At 62.9% G+C, this 18,520-nt stretch carries 17 protein-coding genes and 2 pseudogenes; 6 read left to right on the top strand and 13 right to left on the bottom strand.

Features of this window, described 5'->3' with window-relative positions; translation table 11 throughout:
* Positions 1 to 263: 263 nt before the first annotated feature.
* The 10 genes and pseudogenes from ACZ89F_RS34440 to ACZ89F_RS34395 all read right to left on the bottom strand — a co-directional run bounded on the left by ACZ89F_RS34440 (position 264) and on the right by ACZ89F_RS34395 (position 10,302).
* Positions 264 to 1,382, bottom strand: a complete 1,119-nt coding sequence (locus ACZ89F_RS34440) for a branched-chain amino acid ABC transporter substrate-binding protein (protein WP_476096673.1) — start codon at positions 1,380 to 1,382, stop codon at positions 264 to 266.
* 137 nt (positions 1,383 to 1,519) lie between these two features.
* A complete protein-coding gene (locus ACZ89F_RS34435; protein WP_056586311.1) occupies positions 1,520 to 1,867 on the bottom strand; it encodes a DUF6867 family protein in 348 nt (115 codons plus the stop codon).
* 112 nt (positions 1,868 to 1,979) lie between these two features.
* A complete protein-coding gene (locus ACZ89F_RS34430) occupies positions 1,980 to 2,708 on the bottom strand; it encodes an ABC transporter ATP-binding protein (protein WP_476097456.1) in 729 nt (242 codons plus the stop codon).
* An 11-nt stretch (positions 2,709 to 2,719) separates the two neighbouring features.
* Positions 2,720 to 3,832, bottom strand: a pseudogene (locus tag ACZ89F_RS34425) (ABC transporter ATP-binding protein); the annotation flags it as partial.
* A pseudogene (livM, locus tag ACZ89F_RS34420) lies at positions 3,832 to 5,334 on the bottom strand (high-affinity branched-chain amino acid ABC transporter permease LivM); the annotation flags it as partial. The pseudogenes livM and ACZ89F_RS34425, both read right to left, overlap by 1 nt.
* Before the next feature lie 97 nt (positions 5,335 to 5,431).
* Entirely contained in the window at positions 5,432 to 6,334 is a 903-nt protein-coding gene (locus ACZ89F_RS34415) for a branched-chain amino acid ABC transporter permease (RefSeq protein WP_378984750.1), read from the bottom strand.
* 334 nt (positions 6,335 to 6,668) lie between these two features.
* A complete protein-coding gene (locus tag ACZ89F_RS34410; RefSeq protein WP_476096672.1) occupies positions 6,669 to 7,670 on the bottom strand; it encodes a 4-hydroxyproline epimerase in 1,002 nt (333 codons plus the stop codon).
* A gap of 29 nt (positions 7,671 to 7,699) precedes the next feature.
* Positions 7,700 to 8,953: an NAD(P)/FAD-dependent oxidoreductase gene (locus ACZ89F_RS34405; RefSeq protein WP_476096671.1), complete on the bottom strand. Its 1,254-nt coding sequence runs from the start codon at positions 8,951 to 8,953 to the stop codon at positions 7,700 to 7,702.
* The gene (locus ACZ89F_RS34400; protein WP_476096670.1) at positions 8,950 to 9,399 is read right to left on the bottom strand and encodes a GNAT family N-acetyltransferase; all 450 of its coding nucleotides are present in this window, start codon (positions 9,397 to 9,399) and stop codon (positions 8,950 to 8,952) included. The genes ACZ89F_RS34405 and ACZ89F_RS34400 overlap by 4 nt, the downstream gene beginning before the upstream one ends.
* A gap of 9 nt (positions 9,400 to 9,408) precedes the next feature.
* Entirely contained in the window at positions 9,409 to 10,302 is an 894-nt protein-coding gene (locus ACZ89F_RS34395; protein WP_476096669.1) for a dihydrodipicolinate synthase family protein, read from the bottom strand.
* A gap of 111 nt (positions 10,303 to 10,413) precedes the next feature.
* On the opposite strand from ACZ89F_RS34395, the gene ACZ89F_RS34390 reads away from it, so the two are divergent.
* Entirely contained in the window at positions 10,414 to 11,064 is a 651-nt protein-coding gene (locus tag ACZ89F_RS34390; RefSeq protein ID WP_476096668.1) for a GntR family transcriptional regulator, read from the top strand.
* Between the two features lie 9 nt (positions 11,065 to 11,073).
* Here ACZ89F_RS34390 and ACZ89F_RS34385 read toward each other — a convergent pair whose 3' ends face one another.
* Together ACZ89F_RS34385 and ACZ89F_RS34380 are read right to left on the bottom strand one after the other, a co-directional pair.
* Entirely contained in the window at positions 11,074 to 11,385 is a 312-nt protein-coding gene (locus ACZ89F_RS34385; protein WP_476096667.1) for a hypothetical protein, read from the bottom strand.
* A 219-nt stretch (positions 11,386 to 11,604) separates the two neighbouring features.
* Positions 11,605 to 11,925 carry a winged helix-turn-helix transcriptional regulator gene (locus tag ACZ89F_RS34380; protein ID WP_476096666.1) on the bottom strand — a complete coding sequence of 107 codons (321 nt, stop codon included), beginning with the start codon at positions 11,923 to 11,925 and terminating at the stop codon, positions 11,605 to 11,607.
* 155 nt (positions 11,926 to 12,080) lie between these two features.
* On the opposite strand from ACZ89F_RS34380, the gene ACZ89F_RS34375 reads away from it, so the two are divergent.
* A complete protein-coding gene (locus ACZ89F_RS34375; protein ID WP_476096665.1) occupies positions 12,081 to 12,410 on the top strand; it encodes a nuclear transport factor 2 family protein in 330 nt (109 codons plus the stop codon).
* Positions 12,407 to 13,210 carry an SDR family oxidoreductase gene (locus tag ACZ89F_RS34370; protein ID WP_476096664.1) on the top strand — a complete coding sequence of 268 codons (804 nt, stop codon included), beginning with the start codon at positions 12,407 to 12,409 and terminating at the stop codon, positions 13,208 to 13,210. Before ACZ89F_RS34375 ends, ACZ89F_RS34370 begins: the two co-directional genes overlap by 4 nt.
* A 74-nt stretch (positions 13,211 to 13,284) precedes the next feature.
* Here the strand turns inward: ACZ89F_RS34370 and ACZ89F_RS34365 are convergent, their stop codons facing one another.
* Positions 13,285 to 14,781 (bottom strand): CoA-acylating methylmalonate-semialdehyde dehydrogenase, encoded by a 1,497-nt coding sequence (locus ACZ89F_RS34365; protein WP_023811796.1) that lies wholly within the window; start codon positions 14,779 to 14,781, stop codon positions 13,285 to 13,287.
* Positions 14,782 to 14,943: 162 nt separating this feature from the next.
* On the opposite strand from ACZ89F_RS34365, the gene ACZ89F_RS34360 reads away from it, so the two are divergent.
* From ACZ89F_RS34360 to ACZ89F_RS34350, 3 genes are all read left to right on the top strand, one after another.
* Positions 14,944 to 15,825: a LysR family transcriptional regulator gene (locus tag ACZ89F_RS34360; RefSeq protein ID WP_476096663.1), complete on the top strand. Its 882-nt coding sequence runs from the start codon at positions 14,944 to 14,946 to the stop codon at positions 15,823 to 15,825.
* A gap of 97 nt (positions 15,826 to 15,922) precedes the next feature.
* Positions 15,923 to 16,366: a hypothetical protein gene (locus tag ACZ89F_RS34355; RefSeq protein ID WP_476096662.1), complete on the top strand. Its 444-nt coding sequence runs from the start codon at positions 15,923 to 15,925 to the stop codon at positions 16,364 to 16,366.
* Complete coding sequence (locus ACZ89F_RS34350; RefSeq protein ID WP_476096661.1) at positions 16,363 to 18,519, top strand: phospholipase D-like domain-containing protein; 2,157 nt, start codon at positions 16,363 to 16,365, stop codon at positions 18,517 to 18,519. The genes ACZ89F_RS34355 and ACZ89F_RS34350 overlap by 4 nt, the downstream gene beginning before the upstream one ends.
* The last annotated feature ends 1 nt before the right edge of the window (position 18,520 follow it).

Here is an 18,520-nt window from a genome sequence, read left to right as displayed (position 1 = left end):
CGCAATGATTAGCGTGAAAATGCTGCAGTGCAAACAAAATTGACGCACGTTTAAACCGATTGAAATGGAATCTTTGCGACAAAGTCGGTCGCATTCATTCGAACGCGTAAGAAAGTACTGCCGCTGCCATTCAAGGCATGATCATTTTCCGGCTAAAGGCCCCGCAGTATCGGCCTGCCGGACCTCTGAACGTGAGCGCGGCTCAAAAGAAAAATGCCCGGCGCGAGGCGCCGGGCATTCCTTGGAAATCGAGACTGACGAGCTTACATCTTCTGGATGTAGGTGTACTTGCCGTCGTCGCCCTTCTTCCATTCGTACATGACGTAGCCGGGCAGCGTCGGGTCGCCCTTGGCGTCATAGGACAGGTCGCCGAGCACGGTCTTGAACGGGCCGTTTTCATGCAGCGCCTTGGCAACTGCCTGCGGGTCGTTCGACTTGGCAGCGGTCGCTGCTTCGACGATCGCCTGCACGGCAGCGTAAGCGTAGAGCGTATAGGCTTCCGGCTCGAAGCCCTGCGCGCGGAACTTCTCGACGAGTTCCTTGTTGGCGGGGATCAGGCGCGGATCCGGGCCGAACGTGTTGAGCGTGCCCGCAACCGCGTCGCCCGCGATCGAAGCCAGCTCGTTCGACACGATGCCATCGCCGGAAACCAGCGTCGCCTTGAGGCCCTGGTCGGCCGCCTGACGGATGATCAGGCCGGCTTCGGTGTGCAGGCCGCCCCAATAGATGATGGAAACGCCGGCTTCCTTCATCTTGGCGATCAGCGCCGAGAAGTCCTTGTCGCCGACATTGATGCCTTCATACATGACTTCCGTCACGCCCTTGGCGTTCATCGCCTTCTTGGTTTCATCGGCAAGGCCCTGGCCGTAGGTGGTCTTGTCGTGCACGACGGCGATCTTGGCGTCCTTGAAGTTCGCGGCGAGATAAGCGCCGGCAATGCTGCCCTGCTGGTCATCGCGTCCGCAGGTGCGGAACACGTTCCACAAGCCGCGCTCGGTGAACTGCGGGTTGGTCGCGGCCGGCGTCACTTCGACGATGCCGTTTTCCGCATAGACTTCCGAAGCCGGGATCGAGACACCCGAGTTGAAGTGGCCGACCACGAACTTGACGCCGTCGCCGACGAACTTGTTGGCGACCGAGATGCCCTGCTTCGGATCGGAGACGTCGTCGCCGACTTCGAGCTTGATCTGCTCGCCGTTGACGCCGCCCTTGGCATTGATGTCGGCAACAGCCGCTTCCGCACCCTTCTGAAGCTGCGCGCCGAAGGCGGCGTTCGGGCCGGTGATCGGGCCGGCGACGCCGACCATGACGTCAGCCCACGCGGCGCCACCGAACGCGACAAGCGCGGTCAGGGCGACGGCGGACAAAAGTGACTTTTTCATTTAAACGCTCCCATTTACGGAGTGGGCGTGGATGAAGCTTTCATGCGATGCCCACCCTTATCGCAGAAAGCATAGTTTGCCGATTTTCAGGCACTTGTCACGCCGATTCAATTCCGAAGCGACGTTAATGATGAACGTCAACCTTTCGGTTTCCAGCTCAAGATTGAAGCTCTTTCGTAGAGCCAATTATACTGTGTGACCATCTGGTTGGTGCGCGTGTATTGATAGCCGACGAAGCCGAGGATCATCAGCACGATGGTGTCGACGATGTAGTAGTGCAGCGAGAACATCGTGCCGCCAAACAGCGCGTGATGGATGAAGCGGATACCGATGCCGAGGCCCAGCATATAGGCGAACAGCTGGATGAAGCTGCGCCATGTCTGGGCGCTGGCCTTGCCGGTCATCCAGGCCGCCCAGCCGCCCAGCAGACAGGTGACGAAGAAGAACTGCCAGATCGACGGCTCCTCGTAGAGAATGCCCTGCATGGTGAAGTCTCCTTAGCATGATCCCGAAAAGTTGCAGACTTTTCGGACAAAGATCATGCGACAAACAAACAACTTGGAGCGGAATACCGCATGCACACATTCCGCTCCAAACTCAGTGGTGTCCGCCTTCGAGATAGGCGGCGCGCACTTCCGGATTGGCGAGCAGTTCCTTGCCGGTGCCGCTCATCGTCACATTGCCGTTGACCATGACATAGCCGCGCGTGGCGAGTTTCAGCGCGCCGAAGGCGTTCTGCTCCACCAAGAACACGGTCAGCCCCTGCGTGCGGTTCAGTTCGCGGATGGCGTCGAAGATCTGCTTGACGATCAGCGGCGCCAGACCCAGCGACGGTTCGTCGAGCAAAAGCAGCTTCGGCCGCGCCATCAGCGCACGCCCAATCGACAGCATCTGCTGCTCGCCGCCCGACAGCGTGCCGCCGCGCTGGGCGATGCGCTCCTTGAGCCGCGGGAACAGCGTGAACACCTTCTCGACGTCCTCGGCATAGTGTTTGAGGTTGTCGAGGCTGGCGCCCATCTGCAGGTTTTCCATCACCGTCATGCGCGGAAAGATGCGTCGGCCTTCGGGCGACTGGGCGATACGCATGCGCGCGATCTCATGCGTCGGCATCTGGGTGATGTCGGTGCCGGCAAAGGTGATGGTGCCGGCGCGAGCGCGCGGCGCGCCGAAAATGGTCATCATCAGCGTCGACTTGCCGGCGCCGTTGGCGCCGATCAGCGCCACGATCTCACCCTGCTTGACGGTGACATCGACACCGTTCAGCGCCCGGATGTTGCCGTAATAGGTCTGCACGCCCTTGATATCGAGCAGCGTTGTCGCGGCCATCATTTACGCCCTCCGCGCGGCTTGGCTGTCGGGGTTTTCGCGGCCGGCTTGGCCGTGGCCCGCTCGGACGGCTTTCTTGGTGCGTTTTTGACCTTCGCATCGACCTGCGCCGCCTTGGAGGCGCCCTTCGACACAGTCACGCGTTCACCTTGACTATGGCCGACCGTGTCGGTCACCGGCCCGGCGAGATACGAAGACGACGTCCCCGGTCCATGCGCGGCATCAGGGCCGGTATCGAGCTGTTCGATGACGTCTTCGTCCCCGACCTCGGTCAGGACCGCCTCGACTTCCTCGTCGTCGACGCCGAGATACGCGGCGATGACGCGCGGATCGGTGCGCACCGATTGCGGACTACCGTCCGAGATCTTGCGGCCATATTCCAGCACCACGACATGGTCGGATATCTGCATGACTACCGACATGTCATGTTCGATCAACAGGATCGAGGTGCCCGTGGTGCTCTTGATATCGATCAGCAGTTCGTTGAGCGCCGCCGATTCCTTCGGATTGAGACCGGCCGCCGGCTCGTCCAGGCACAGAAGCTCCGGCCCCGTGCACATGGCACGGGCAATCTCGAGGCGGCGCTGCGCACCATAGGGCAGGTCGCCGGCCGGATCGTCGGCACGGTCGACAAGATCGGCCTTCTCCAGCCAGTGCTTGGCAAGCTCGACCGATTCGGCCGAGGCCTTGCGGTAGCTGCTGAAGCCGAACAGGCCAAGGATCGTATAGCCCGATGCCTTCATCAGCTTGTTGTGCTGCGCAACCAAAAGGTTCTCCAGGAGCGTCATGCCCGAGAACAGGCGGATGTTCTGGAAGGTGCGCGCCACCTTGGCGCGCGCCGGGATCTCATGGTTGGGCAGACGTTCAAGCAAATAGCTCGATCCGTCGTTCCGGTTGAGCGTGATCATGCCTTCCGACGGCTTGTAGAAGCCGGTGATGCAGTTGAACACGGTGGTCTTGCCGGCGCCGTTGGGTCCGATCAGCGCGGTGATCTCGCCGCGCCTGGCGGTGAAGGACAGGTCGCCGATGGCGACCAGGCCGCCGAACTTCATCGACAGGTGATCGACCTGCAGGATAGCGTCGTTCATGCCCGGATTGGTCCCCTGAATCGAGCTCGCATTCATCAGCCGTGGCCCTCCTTGGTGAATGAGCCAGAGACAGCTCTTCGCACCTTGAGGAAAGCGGTCGGTTCGCGACTGCCGACGAAGCCGCGCGGCTTCCACAGCATGACGATGACCATGGCCATGCCGAACAGAAGCATGCGGTAGAGTTCCGGGGTGAAGTCTGGCCCGAAGATCTGCTTGAGGAAGTCGAGTTCACGCAGCGCCTCGGTGCCGCCGATCATCACCATTGCGGCAACCGCTATGCCGACCAGCGAGCCCATGCCGCCGAGCACGACGATGGCGAGGATAATGGCCGATTCCAGGAAGACGAAGGATTCCGGGCTGACGAAGCCTTGCCGCGCGGCGAAGAAGGAGCCTGCGAAGCCACCGAACATGGCGCCTGTGGCAAAAGCCGTAAGCTTGGTTGTCGTCGTGTTGATGCCCAGAGACCGGCAGGCGATCTCGTCCTCGCGCAGCGCTTCCCATGCGCGGCCGACCGGCAGGCGCCGCAGCCGGATGGTGACGAAGGCGGTGAGCAGGCACAGGCCCAGGATCAGATAATAGAGGAAAATCTTATAGTAGGCGCCCGACTGGGCTATGTGCAGCACCTTGGCGATGTAGTTCGGGTCTGACACGTTGAACGACATCAGGCCAAAGAAGCTGACCTTGGGAATGCCGGAGATACCGGCCGACCCGTTGGTGACCTCGCGCCAGTTGATCAGCACCAAGCGGATGATCTCGCCGAAAGCCAGCGTCACGATCGCCAGATAGTCGCCGCGCAGGCGCAGCACCGGGAAGCCGAGCAGCACACCCCAGAAGGCGGCCATGGCACCCGCTGCCGGCAGGAGGATCCAGAACGACAGGCCGTATTGGGTGCCGAGCAGCGCATACGCATAGGCGCCAATTGCATAAAAGGCGACGTAGCCGAGATCGAGCAGGCCGGCGAGGCCGACGACGATGTTCAGACCCCAGGCCAGCATCACATAGATCAGGATCTGGATGCCGAAATTGTCGACCCATTTCAGCGAACCCTGCAGCCCACCGGTTATGGACCAGGCGTTCAGCGACAGCACCGCGACCACGAGGATCGGGTACAGCACCAGCGCCGTGATGCCCAACTTGGTGAAGTTGGCATGGATGAAGGCGCGGAAGTAGTAGATCACGCAAGCCAGCACATAGATGACCGCCAGGGCGCGCAGGAATTGCAGATAGCCGGCCGGCTCAGCTCCCACCCATCCGGCGAGAGAGTTGTTGAACACGAACAGCAGCACCGCGGCGATGATGGCCACGATGAAGGCCGGCAACTGGAAGAAGCGCGACGCCACACTGGCCGGCAGCAGGCCGGTGGCGACGTCGGTGATCTTCTGGTTGGCCAGGAAGGGCTGGCCATAAGCGACATAAAGAAACCGCCCGACAGCCGTGGCGATCACCACGGCGGCAAGCAGGCCCCAGCGCGTCGTCAGGACCAGCTCATTGGAAATGTTCTGACCCGTCTTCAGGCCGATGAACAGCACGAACAGGCCGAACGATATGGCGCCGGCATAAAGCGCCTCGCGCGTGGCGCGCTGCACGGGGGTGGCGACGGTGTCGCGCTCCGGAGATACGGTGACGGCCATGGTCTCAAACCTTTTCGACTTCTGGCCGGCCCAATATGCCGGAAGGCAGGAAGATCAGCACAATCGCCAGGATCGAGAACGCCGCGACGTCCTTGTAGTCGATCGAGAAATAGGCCGACCACATGCTCTCGATGAAGCCGATCATCAGCCCGCCGAGCACCGCACCCGGCAGCGAACCGATACCGCCCAGCACCGCCGCCGTGAAGGCTTTCACGCCAGGCGTGAAGCCGTCCGAGAAGGCAATGACGCCGTAATACATCAGGAACAAAGTGCCGGCGACCGCGGCAAGGGCCGCCCCCATGATGAAGGTGATCGAGATGGTGCGGTCGACATCGATGCCGAGCAGCGCCGCCATCTTGCGGTCCTGCTCACAGGCCCGTTGCGCCCGCCCAAGCGAAGTCCTGTTGACCAGATACCAGAACAGCGCCAGCAGCAGCGCCGTGACGACGACGATGATGATCTGCTTCAGCGACACGCTGATACCGTTGATGTTGTAGACTTGGCTGACCATCGGCGGGATCGGCTTGTTGCGCGGCCCCTGCGTCACCTGGACGAAATTCGACAGCGCGATCGACATGCCGATGGCGGTGATCAGCGGCGCCAGCCGGAACGAACCGCGCAGCGGCCGGTAGGCCACCTTCTCGATCGTCCAGTTGTAAAGGCTGGTGAGCAGCATCGCCACGATCATCATGACCAGCAGCGCCACCACAACGGGCACCGAATAGAACAGCGCGCCCAATGCGAGAAAGACGATCAGTGCCGTGAAGGCACCCACCATGAAGATATCGCCATGGGCGAAATTGATCATGCCGATGATGCCGTAGACCATCGTATAGCCGATCGCGATCAGCCCATAGATCGATCCCAGCGTCAGCCCGTTGATAAGCTGCTGGACAAAGTACTGCATGTGTACATGGCTCCCCTGGAATGTCGCCCATGCAGACGCATCCCTTTTCGTATTTCCCCTAGTCGTAAAGTTTCGAGCCCGGATTGCAACGTCATTTTTCAATCGTCATGCGTGTTTTCGCGGCACGCCGTCCGATTGCCCGTTTTCTCCCATCCGACCCCTGGACTATCGCGGACCCTACCATTGGCATAACGCAATGTCTTTGACGATTCGACCGCATCATGCGCCCCGTTTCGAAGAAATCGCCGTCAAAATTAGGTGATGAGAAGAATCGTTGCGTTGCTGACACGATCCGTTTTTCGTTCCGTTTCTTTCCCCAGGGTCAGGTTTCCCTTCACTTGACCACGAAACCATGCGCGAACGGATCGCGGTCATCGATGAAGATGGTGTTCAATCCGGTCATCCGTGCCCAGCCGCCGATCGAGGGTATGATGGCCGGTTTGCCGGCGACGGTGACGTCCTTTTCGACCTTGCCCTTGAACAGCGAACCGATGATCGATTCATGGACGAAGCTGTCGCCGGCCTTGAGCTTGCCCTTGGCATGAAGTTGCGCCATGCGCGCCGAGGTGCCGGTGCCGCACGGTGAGCGGTCGATCGCCTTGTCGCCGTAGAAGACGGCATTGCGGGCGTCGGCCCCGGCCACGGTCGGCTTGCCGGTCCACAGCATGTGCGACAGCCGGTTGATGTCCGGGTTCTCGGGATGCACGAAGGAATATTTTTCGTTGAGCCGCTGCCGCACCACCGGGCTCCAGGCGATGAAGTCGCCCGCCGAATAGTCGGCCATGTCGCGGTAGTTCGCCTGCGGCTCGACGATGGCGTAGAAATTGCCGCCATAGGCGACATCGACGGCGATTTCGCCGAGCTGAGGGCATTCGACCGTCAGCCCCTCGGCGTAGAGGAAGGACGGTACATTGGTGATGCGCACCTCCTCGACATAATCGCCGACCTGTTTGTATTCGGCGATGACCAGGCCGGCCGGCGTGTCGAGCCTGAGAACGCCTGGCGTCTTCGGTTTGATCAGCCCGTGCTCGATCGCCATCGTCACCGTGCCGATGGTGCCATGGCCGCACATCGGCAGGCAGCCGGAGGTTTCGATGAACAGGATGGCGATGTCGCAATCCTCGCGTGTCGGCGGATAGAGGATGGAGCCGGACATCACGTCATGGCCGCGCGGCTCAAACATCAGCCCGGTGCGGATCCAGTCATACTCGGCCAGGAAATGCGCCCGCCGCTCCATCATCGTCGAGCCCTGAAGCAACGGGCCGCCGCCGGCGACCAGGCGGACCGGATTGCCGCAGGTGTGGCCGTCTATGCAGAAGAAGGATTTCTTGGCCATGACGCTCCTCGAAAACAAAACCCGAAAAATCAAAATCGTTGTGGGCCGAAGGGGGCCAGATCGATCGGCGGAGTCTGCCCCAGGACAAGATCCCTGATCAACCGTCCGGTGGCTGCCGCCTGGGTCAGGCCGAGATGGCCGTGGCCGAAGGCATAAACCACCGACCGCTTTCCCGGCGCGCCGCCGATGACGGGCACTGAATCCGGCAGCGAGGGACGGAACCCCATCCATTCGCGCCCGCCCGAGGGATCGAGCCCCGGCAGGAATTTTTGCGCCTTCCGCAGCAGCGCCTTCGACCTGTTATAATTGGGCGGCCGCTCGATGCCGCCGAGTTCGACGGCGCCGCCGACTCGCAGGCCCGTTTCGAGCGGCGTGACGACGAAGCCATGGCCGGAGAAGATCAGCATCCGCTTCACGTCGAAGGCACTCGTCGGCAGCGTGGTGTTGTAGCCGCGCTCGGTCTCCAGCGGAATGCGATCGCCGAGCTGCCGCGCCAGCAGATGCGACCATGCGCCGGCGGCGACGACAAGGTGTCGGGCCTGCCTTGTCGTGCCGTCTGCCAACGTCAGTGTCGTACCATTCTGGTCCGCCGCAACTTGGCTGATCCGAGCCAGCTCAAAGCGGGCGCCCTTGGCCTGCGCATAGGCCCACACCGCCTTGCCCAGCAGTTTCGGGTCGGCGACCGTCTTCCATCCCGGCACGAACGTGCCTTTGATGAAGCGCGGCGAAAGCCCCGGCTGCAAGGCGGCCAGTTCCTCGCCCTCGACATGGCGGAAACCGATGCCGAAACGCTTACGCGCCGCCCAGCCGGGCAGCCCGGCCTGAAACTCGGCTTCGCTTTCGTAGAGCTCCAGTGAACCGTCCTCGCGCAGCATCGAGCGCGTACCGGAGCGATCGAGCAGGCCCATCCATTCCATTTCGGCGAGCTTCATCATGCTTGCCTGAGCGGCAAGGCTCGCCTCGTATTTTCCCGGTGCACCGGCGCGCCAGAAGCGGATCAGCCAGGGCAGAAGCTTCGGCAGATAGGCGGGCGGAATGCTGAGCGGGCCGAGCGGATCGGCCAGCCATTTCGGCAGCTGCCGCATCATGCCCTTATGCGCCAGGGGCAGCACATCGGAAAAGGCAAAGGCGGCGGCATTGCCGGAGCTCGTCTCCTCGCAGATGCCCGTCCTATCGAAGATCGTGACCTTGCGCCCCGCCTCGGCGAGAGACGCGGCGGCGCAGATGCCAATGATGCCGCCACCGATGATGGCGATGTCCAATATCTCGGTTGGCGCCGTCACGACCGGATGTCTCCAGGGTTGAGGGCTTTTGTCATCAGAGGGTTTATTCGGTCGGCCTGGGCGACCGCCCAACCAACGGTCTGATAAAACCCTTCTGCCTCCTTGGCGGCATTGACTTCAAGCTGCTCCAAGCCAAGGCGGTGTGCGTAGGTCTCGACTTCCTGCATAAGAATCCGGCCCAAGCCGCGCCGCTGCAGATCGGGTTCGATGGCAACAAGCCTGACAATGCCGAGGCGGGGACCGGCAACGTCCAGCCTCGCGGTCCCTACCGGCGCGCCGTCGCGCATGAGGAGCAATGGATGATTGCCAGCAAGACGGTCGTCGGGATGCTGTTCGTTGTAGCCATCCAAACCCCGATCCTCCCAAAGAACGCGCTTGCGAATATGGTGATATGCCGCCCAATCCCCATCGCTTTCGACGCGCTTGAGATGGATCCGGGACGGCATATATTTTCCTCAGAACGTTGGTAGCTTCGGCCGCACGGCGAGTGCATCCTTGATGATCTTCTCGACTGCCTTGCGGCGCTCTCCAGACAGTGGCTGGCGCGGCATGCGCACGCGGTCATTTGTGTTGATCGCGAACACTTCGGCAAGCTTGATGTTTTGTACCAGATAGGTCGAGACATCGAGATCGAGCAGCGGCCGGAACCAGCGGTAGATGGCGAGCGCCTCCTCGCGGCGGCCCTGCTTCATCAGCTGGTAGATGGCAACGGTCTCGCGGGGGAACGCGGTGACCAGTCCGGCCACCCAGCCGATGGCGCCGACCGACAGCGCCTCGAAGGCGAGATTGTCCACGCCGGTGAACAGGTCGTAGCGGTCGCCCAGGCGATTGATGATCTCGGTCGAGCGACGGATGTCGTCCGAGGATTCCTTGATCGCGACAAAGCGCTTGTCCGACGCCAACTCCTCCATCTGGTCGACGGTGACGTCGACGCGGTAGGCGAGCCGGTTGGAGTAGATCATGACCGGCAGGTCGCCGGCCTGCGCGACCGCGCGGAGCGCCGCGACAGTCTCTTCCGCATTGGTGTGGTAGATCGGGCTCGGCACCACCATCAGGCCGTTGGCGCCTTCCTTGGCGGCGCGCTTGGCAATGCTGGCGGCCTCGCGGGTGCCGGCCTCGTTGACGGTCAGCAGCACCGGCTTCTTGCCGGCGACTTTCTGCGCGGTCTTCAGCACCTCGATCTTCTCGTCGGGCGACAGCATCGGCCCTTCGCCGAGCGATCCGCAGACGATGATGCCGTCGCAGCCGGCCTCCATCTGCAGGGCAAAGCAGCGCTCCATCTCGGCATGATCGAGACGATCATCCGCGGTGAATTTGGTCGTGACGGCAGGAAAAACTCCGGTCCACATTGTCATTGCTCCATCTGATATATCAGCCATATATCTGTTAAGAAACTGCCTGTCAATACGGATTCCGTTATGATATATTCAAGATATATCAGGAGAGCGCGTTTGATATCCATGGAAGCAAGCATCCCAACCGAGCCGGCCGCGACCAGGGCCTACCATGTGCTCGAGCATATGATCGTCACGCTCGAACTCGCCCCGGCAAGCTTCGTCACCGAGGGCGCCTTGATCGACAGGCTCGGGCTTGGCAGGACACCGGTGCGCGAGGCGATCCAGCGGTTGGCCTGGGAAGGGCTGCTCGACGTGCGGCCGCGCGCCGGCATCGCGATCGCTCCGCTCCATCCGGGCGACTGGCTGCGCGTGCTCGATGCGCGCCGCGGCGTCGAGGTGGTCCTGGCCCGCTCGGCCGCCCGCTTCGTCACCCGCGAGGCCGCCGACCTGTTTCACGAAGCGGCGCTCGCCATGCAGAAAGCGGTGATCTCGGGCAACGTGCTTGCCTTCATCCAGGCCGACAAGGCGCTTGACGAAGCGCTGGCGTTGGCCGCCGACAACCCGTTCGCCGCCCGCCTGGCCGCCCCCTTGCAGACCCACAGCCGCCGCTTTTGGTTCCGCTACAAGGCCGACACCGGCCTTGCCGAATCCGCCGAGCACCATGTCGCGCTGATCCGCTCGATCCTTGACGGCGACGAGGAGGCCGCGGCCAAGGACGCCAAGCGCCTGATGGCGCTGCTGCGCGGCCATGCCGAGGTGGCCGCAACGCGCTGATCGAACGGTTCAGATCCCTTGCGCCGTCGCGGTGACGGTATTCTCCCATCCGTCACCGGTCGCGAAGATGCAGCTTCGGCCCTGCACGTCGGTCACCAGCATGGTCCATGTCCCGCTTGCCGAAACATAGACCTCGACAATGGCGGCTTGCCCGACCACACCGTAGCCGATCTGCTTTTGTTGAAAGGCCTGCGCCAATCCCGCGACAAGATCACTGTGGCCGCCGCAGATGAACTGCGCCTGTGCCGATGGCGTCGACAGCGCCAGTGTGGCGCCAATCGCGGCTATCCTGATCCATCGGAACGAAAATTTGTGTGCCATCTGGCACCTCCTTCGCCTTGGCGTTCCGGCAAAGGGAGGCACATGGGCAGCCTCAATATGCCGGGACGATCCAGGCCGGATTCGACGTCTTCATCACGTCACTCCTTCTGGTTTCCGGTCTGTCATCAGGGAATTCTATCGCATTCCCTGGAATCGATATGGTGAGGTCTCGATGCGAAAACAAGCATCCTTGCGGCGCGTTGCGAGGCGCAATCCGCGTCAAGCTTCCACCACGCGAAGCGCTGCCCATTTGAGCAGAGCGTCGAGAGCCGGACATAGCGCCTGTCCCCAATCGGTCAGGCAATACTCGACCTTCGGCGGCACCTGATGATGGACGATGCGGCGGACGATGCCGTCGGCCTCCATCTGCCGCAGCTGCTGGATCAGCATCTTCTGGGAGATCGCCGGGATGGCACGCTCGAGATCGGAAAAGCGCAGCACCTTGCCGCCAAACAGGTGAAACAGGATCACCAGCTTCCAGCGGCCTTCGAGGATGCGCAGCACGTTCTCGACGCCGCTCGCCGCCGACAGAGGCGTCAACGCTTCGCCCTTGCTTTCAGGCCTAACCTTACTTTCGGGTAAGTACCTTACTTTTCCGTCGGTTCTTGTCATTTTTTCAGTCTATCTCATTTTAGGAGCCGGACAAGGCCGCGGACCCTCGCGTCAACGGCCGGAACTGGAACCGGAGAGAAGCCATGACCGCAAAACTTCCGCAGCCGCTGACCGACTATTTCGCCGCCAAGAACAGGCATGACGTCGACGCCATGCTCGCCTCTTTCTCATCGGACGCCACGGTCAGGGACGAAGGCGAAACCCATCATGGTCCGGCCGCCATCCGCAGCTGGATGGAAGCAACGACAAGCAAATACCGGGTGGCCGTCGAGGTCGCCGACGCGACGGTCAATGGCGATGCGTGGCGGATTGCCGGCATCGTCTCGGGCAATTTCCCCGGCAGCCCGGCGACGCTCCGCTACGTCTTCACCCTGGCCGATGACCGGATCGCACGGCTGGAGATCGGCGCATGACCATCGCTCAGAAATTCACCGTCGACGATCAGGAATTTGCCGGCAAGCGCGTTCTGGTCACCGGTGGCACCAAGGGTGCCGGCGAGGCCATCGTTGCCAGGCTTTCGGCGGCGGGCGCGGCCGTTCTCACCACGGCCCGCTCGGCGCTTCCCGATGCGCTATCGCCAAAGCTGTTCGTGCAGGCCGATGTGAGTACTTTGGCAGGCACCGAAACAGTGGCCGCAGAGGTCATGGAGCAGCTTGGCGGCGTCGACATCATCGTGCACAGCGTCGGCGGGTCGAAGGGCCCCGGTGGCGGATTTGCCGGACTGACCGATCAGCTCTGGCAGGACGAACTCAGCCTCAACCTGCTGGCGGCAGTGCGGCTCGACCGCCTGCTTGTCCCGCACATGATCGAGCAAGGCTCCGGCGCGATCGTCCACATATCGTCGATCCAGCGCCGCCTGCCGCTGCACGAATCCACCATCGCCTATGCGGCGGCGAAGGCAGCCCTTTCCACCTACAGCAAGGCACTGTCCAAGGAGCTCGGCCCGAAAGGCATCCGCGTCAACACCGTGGCGCCGGGCTGGATCCACACCGCCGCTTCGGAAGCCATGGTGAAGCGATTGGCCGCCCATTCCGGTTCGGATGAGGAAACCGCCCGTCAGGGCATCATGGATGCGCTGGGCGGCATCCCAATCGGCCGGCCGGCATGGCCGCACGAAATCGCGGAACTGGTCGCCTTCCTTGTCTCGGACCGCGCCGCGGCGATCCATGGTGCCGAATACGTCATCGATGGCGGCACGATTCCAACCGTGTGAAGAAGATAGCGGGCACCCAGAAACGAAAAAGGCGGGATGAACCCGCCTTTCCGATATTCGAATGTTTTTCTGGCTCAATTCATCGTCGGGATGACGAATTCCGCACCGTCCTTGATGCCGGACGGCCAGCGCGAGGTCACCGTCTTGGTCTTGGTGTAGAAGCGGAACGCGTCCGGACCGTGCTGGTTGAGGTCGCCGAAGGAAGATGCCTTCCAGCCGCCGAAGGTGTAGTAGGCGATCGGCACCGGGATCGGCACGTTGATGCCGACCATGCCGACCTGGACACGGCTTGCGAAGTCGCGCGCGGCATCGCCGTCACGGGTGAAGATGGCGACGCCATTGCCCATCTCGTGGTCGTTGGCGAGCTTGATCGCGCTCTCATAGGTCGGTGCGCGCACCACCGAGAGCACCGGCCCGAAGATCTCTTCCTTGTAGATACGCATGTCAGCGGTGACGTTGTCGAACAGGCAGCCGCCCATATAGTAGCCGTCTTCATAACCCTGCATGGAGAAGCCGCGGCCGTCGACGACCAGCTTGGCGCCTTCCTTGACGCCGGTGTCGACATAACCCTTGACCCGCTCCAGGGCCTGCGCCGTCACCAGCGGGCCGAAATCGGCGGAAGAGTCGGTCGAAGGACCGACCTTGAGGCTTTCGACGCGCGGGATCAGCTTTTCCATCAGCCGATTGGCGGTGTCGTTGCCGACCGGGACGGCAACCGAGATCGCCATGCAGCGTTCGCCGGCGGAGCCGTAGCCGGCGCCGATCAGCGCATCGACAGTCTGGTCCATGTCGGCGTCGGGCATGATGATCATGTGGTTCTTGGCGCCGCCGAAGCACTGCACGCGCTTGCCGGCGGCGGTGCCGCGCGAATAGATGTAGTGGGCGATCGGCGTCGAGCCGACAAAGCCGATGGCCTTGATGTCGGGATCGTCGAGGATGGCGTCGACCACGTCCTTGTCGCCGTTGACGACGTTGAGGATGCCCGCCGGCAGGCCGGCTTCGAGGAACAGTTCGGCAATGCGCATCGGCACCCCCGGATCGCGCTCCGACGGCTTCAGGATGAAGGCGTTGCCGCAGGCGATGGCCGGCGCGATCTTCCACAGCGGGATCATCGCGGGGAAATTGAACGGCGTGATGCCGGCGACGACGCCGAGCGGCTGGCGCATCGAATAGACGTCGATGCCGGGGCCGGCGCCGTCGGTGAATTCACCCTTCATCATATGCGGCGCGCCGATGCAGACTTCGACCACTTCGAGGCCGCGCTGGATGTCGCCCTTGGCGTCGGCGATCGTCTTGCCGTGCTCGCGCGCCAGGATGTCGGCCAGTTCGTCATAGTCGCGGGCGACCAGTTCGAGGAATTTCATCAGCACGCGCACGCGGCGCTGCGGGTTCGTTGCCGCCCACTTCGGCTGCGCTGCCTTGGCATTCTCGACCGCCGCGCGCAGTTCCGCCTGCGAAGCCAGCGCCACCGTGCCGCGCACGGAGCCGTCCATCGGCTGCATGACATCCTGCTTGCGGCCGCTGGTCCCGGCGACATGCTTGCCGCCGATGAAATGACCGTAGTCGATCATGATTTCTCTCCCTTTGTTTGTGATGCCGCATTGTCCGCCTTTGGCCGGCGGATGGCAACGCGACGGAGAACGCAACCGTTGTGCGGAAAATAGATAACGATTGACGGGTGAGCATCAATTCCCGCAAATGATGAGGCCGCAAGATACATTTCAAGGATCGCCATGAACTGGGATGACGTCCGTATCTTCCTTGCCGTGGCGCGCGCCGGCCAGATCCTGGGCGCCGCCAAACGGCTGGAACTCAACCACGCCACAGTCTCGCGCCGCATCGCCGCACTTGAGGATGCGCTGCGGACAAAACTGTTTCGCCGGCTGACCACCGGCAGCGAGCTGACGCCGGCGGGCGAGCGCTTTCTCGACATTGCCGAGCGCATGGAGGGCGACATGATCGCCGCGCGCTCGACCGTTGCCGGTGAAGGCGACGATGTCTCCGGCACGGTGCGCATCGGCGCGCCGGACGGCTTTGGTGTCGCCTTCCTGGCCAAGCGCCTCGGCGCATTGACCGCGCTGCACCGCGAACTGACGATCCAGCTCGTGCCGGTGCCGCGCTCCTTCTCGCTGTCGCGCCGCGAGGCGGACATCGCCATCACCGTCGAGCGGCCGACCGAAGGCCGGCTGGTGGCAGGGAAGCTGGTCGACTACTCGCTCGGCCTGTTTGCCTCCCGCGCCTATGTCGAGGTGCATGGCCTGCCCAGAACCGCTGCCGACCTTGGCCAGCACACCCTCATTGGCTATGTGCCGGACCTCATCGTCAGCCCCTCGCTCGACTATGCCGCAGAATTCAGCGCGGATTGGCGCACCAGCTTCGCCATATCCTCGGCGCTCGGCCAAGCCGAGGCAGTGCGCTCGGGCGCCGGCATCGGCATCCTGCACACCTTCGTCGCCCGCTCGATGCCGGAACTAGTGTCCGTCGATGCCGTCGCGCCCATCCGTCGCGCCTACTGGCTGGTCTATCACGAATCGGTCAGGCCGCTGCGCCGCGTCCAGATCGTCGCCAGCTTCATCACCAAGGCGGTGGAGCGGGAACGGGGCCTGTTCGTTTAGCTGTGCCGCCTTTTCCTTGCCACAAAACCGGCGAGTGTGGCATCAGGCGTGCGGTCACCGCGTAGGGACATCCTTCAGAAAGCTGGCGCGGATAAACATGCGAGCCGTTCTTGCCATCCTGCCGCTGCTTTTCGTTTCCGCTTGCGCCAATCCGTGGACGAAGGTCCCGGAGGCCGAATTGCCCAAGCCGATCCGCAACGCCATGGCGCGGCCTTCGCCTTTCGTCTTCGGCAATTATTGCGGCCCCGGCACCCGCACAGGCGATCTGTCGGCCCGGCCGGTCAACCGCCTCGACGCGGCCTGCCAGACGCATGACGCCTGCTACATCGCCCGCCACAACCATTGCGACTGTGACGGCGCCCTCATCGCTTCGGCCAAAGCGATACGCGACGACAAGACAGCGCCGCGCAAGATGCGTGGCGAGGCCGAGCTGCTGATCGCCACTTTCGCCATTCCCGTCTGCAAGGTCTTCCCGCGGGGCTTCATGCCGCCGCGCGACCCGGCCCAATTGAGCGCCCTGAAGGCCGGAGCGGCCGGGTGAAGGGCCGCACAGCCATCGCCATCGTTCTGCTCGGGCTGACTGTCCTTGCCGGCTGTGCCGACGCTGGCCGCAATGCCTGCGACGTCCTGCAGGGCCAGACGGCCTGCGCGCGACCCTCGCTGTCGGCGAGGACGCCCGGGCCGCAAGTCGCCGCCGCGCAGTTTTTCGGCGACGCCGCAACAAGCGACTACGAAAAGCGGTTCCTGGCGCTGCTTGCCCACCACCAGCTCGGCGCCATGGACCGCGCCAACGGCACCGGCCCTTTCGGTCACGACCGCTATGAGATCCGCAACAGCGATTTCCAGGCGACCTACCGGACACTGGAGCAATTGGCCGGGCCGGTCGCCGAGACGCATCTGCCGCCGGCCGGCGCCAGCAGCGGCGAGGGCCATTTCGACGGCCGTTGGCGGGTGTCGCGGCAAACGCTCTACATCGATGCGGCAGCCCGGCCTTCGGCACCGAAGATCTTCGATTTCTCCGGCCTGCAGGCACGCAGCATCGAGATCGTGCTGCGCCAAACCGGCAAGCAGCCGACCGACATCGAGGGCACATGCGACGGCACGCTGGCGATCCGTGCCGGCGGCGGTTCACGCACTATCGCCACGGGCACGGCATTCCGCTTTCGCCTGTCCGGCGAGGACAACACGGTCAGCCTGTTCCCGAGTGACCGCCTGAACCGCTGCGTGCTAAGAATCCGCTCCAGCCTTGTCCCGGTTGGCGCGCCGCTCACCATCCGGCGCGAAGAGACCGCCGACCCGGTGCTTGCCGCCTTCGACAGTCGTTACGAGCGTTGTCCAACGCCCGACCCCACTGGCCTCGACCCCCTCAGCCGCGCCTTCTACGCCAGCCGCTGGCTGTCGCAGACCTGCGCCTTGCCGATCGGGAAGCCGCGCCTGCTGCGCAAATCGCGCGACGGCTTCAACGCCAAGGTCGAGGCACTGATGGGAGCGCCGCTGTCCAACAGCGCCATCGACAAGGGCGACCCGGAACTGCCGCTCGACTTTTCCAAGGCGCCAAGGCTGAAGCTGATCTATCTGTCGTCGCTGGAGTTCAAGGCTGACTTCTCCGGCCGCATCATCGAACGGCTGATCCGTCATCATGCGGCGCTTGGCACCAAGGTGCGTATCCTGGTCACCGACGTGCTGGAGCGCGACAAGGACGACGCACTGCTGCACCGGCTGGCCGCCGAATTCCCAAATGTCGAGCTGCAGGAATATCGCTGGCGGGCGGACCATGGCGCGCCGATCGACGAGCAGATCTCACAACTGCACAAGGTCCATCACGTCAAGATGCTGGCGACGCTTGCCGACGATCCCGCGCGCTCACGCGCCATCATCGGCGGCCGCAACATCCATGACGGCTTCCTGTTCCACCAGCCGATCGATCTGTCGCGCTATCCCGATCTTGAGCAATACGGCAAGACCGACGGGTTCTCGCTGAACTACTATTCGAACTGGAGCGACTTCGACATCGAGTTCGCCGATCCGGCCACGGTCGAGACGCTCGCCGCGCATCTTTCGACAGTGTGGCTGCGCGACGCCGACGCCAATCTGGCGCGTCCTTTCTCCATTCCGGTCCGGTCCGACGGCGCTCGCCCGTGGGGCACGGCACGGCACTTCATCTCGGTGCCCTACGAGGATGGGCATGCGCTGGAGGATTATTTCGTCGAGCTGGTCGACGCCGCCCAGAACCATATCCAGATCGTCAATCCCTACCTTAACCTGACGCCGAAGCTTGGCCTCGCCTTCGACCGGGCACTCGCGCGCGGTGTCAGGATCGACATTGTCGGGCGCATCGATCTCAAGGGCGATATTGGCGGCAAGTTCCTCACCGCGCTCAACAAGCTGTTCGTCGAGAAATATGGCGACCGCATCAACATCCGCGAGTTCAAGGCGCCGGATGTGGTGCTGCATTCCAAGATCATGATGATCGACGAAAGGCTGGTCGCCATCTCGTCGGTCAATCTCAACAACCGCAGCTTCTTCCACGATTCGGAGAACGGCATGATGGTGCTCGATCCGGCCTTCTACATCAGGATGAAGCCGATCTATGACGACTATCTCGCCCACTCGAACCCGGTCGCCACCAATGTGACGATCCCGTGGGCCTATCGGCTGCTGTTCGATGAGGACTGGGTCAGGCAAGCATTCTGAC

The sequence above is a fragment of the Mesorhizobium sp. USDA 3734 genome, from assembly GCF_056279665.1.
Note: the sequence above shows the minus strand (reverse complement) of the source record. Positions and strands in the feature narration are given on the sequence as shown.

Bases quoted from the DNA above. Each gene is read 5' to 3' on its own strand.
- ACZ89F_RS34440 (WP_476096673.1), bottom strand. From the start codon at position 1,382: ATGAAAAAGTCACTTTTGTCCGCCGTCGCCCTGACCGCGCTTGTCGCG.
- ACZ89F_RS34435 (WP_056586311.1), bottom strand. From the start codon at position 1,867: ATGCAGGGCATTCTCTACGAGGAGCCGTCGATCTGGCAGTTCTTCTTC.
- ACZ89F_RS34430 (WP_476097456.1), bottom strand. From the start codon at position 2,708: ATGGCCGCGACAACGCTGCTCGATATCAAGGGCGTGCAGACCTATTAC.
- ACZ89F_RS34415 (WP_378984750.1), bottom strand. From the start codon at position 6,334: ATGCAGTACTTTGTCCAGCAGCTTATCAACGGGCTGACGCTGGGATCG.
- ACZ89F_RS34410 (WP_476096672.1), bottom strand. From the start codon at position 7,670: ATGGCCAAGAAATCCTTCTTCTGCATAGACGGCCACACCTGCGGCAAT.
- ACZ89F_RS34400 (WP_476096670.1), bottom strand. From the start codon at position 9,399: ATGCCGTCCCGGATCCATCTCAAGCGCGTCGAAAGCGATGGGGATTGG.
- ACZ89F_RS34395 (WP_476096669.1), bottom strand. From the start codon at position 10,302: ATGTGGACCGGAGTTTTTCCTGCCGTCACGACCAAATTCACCGCGGAT.
- ACZ89F_RS34390 (WP_476096668.1), top strand. From the start codon at position 10,414: ATGGAAGCAAGCATCCCAACCGAGCCGGCCGCGACCAGGGCCTACCAT.
- ACZ89F_RS34385 (WP_476096667.1), bottom strand. From the start codon at position 11,385: ATGGCACACAAATTTTCGTTCCGATGGATCAGGATAGCCGCGATTGGC.
- ACZ89F_RS34375 (WP_476096665.1), top strand. From the start codon at position 12,081: ATGACCGCAAAACTTCCGCAGCCGCTGACCGACTATTTCGCCGCCAAG.
- ACZ89F_RS34370 (WP_476096664.1), top strand. From the start codon at position 12,407: ATGACCATCGCTCAGAAATTCACCGTCGACGATCAGGAATTTGCCGGC.
- ACZ89F_RS34365 (WP_023811796.1), bottom strand. From the start codon at position 14,781: ATGATCGACTACGGTCATTTCATCGGCGGCAAGCATGTCGCCGGGACC.
- ACZ89F_RS34360 (WP_476096663.1), top strand. From the start codon at position 14,944: ATGAACTGGGATGACGTCCGTATCTTCCTTGCCGTGGCGCGCGCCGGC.
- ACZ89F_RS34355 (WP_476096662.1), top strand. From the start codon at position 15,923: ATGCGAGCCGTTCTTGCCATCCTGCCGCTGCTTTTCGTTTCCGCTTGC.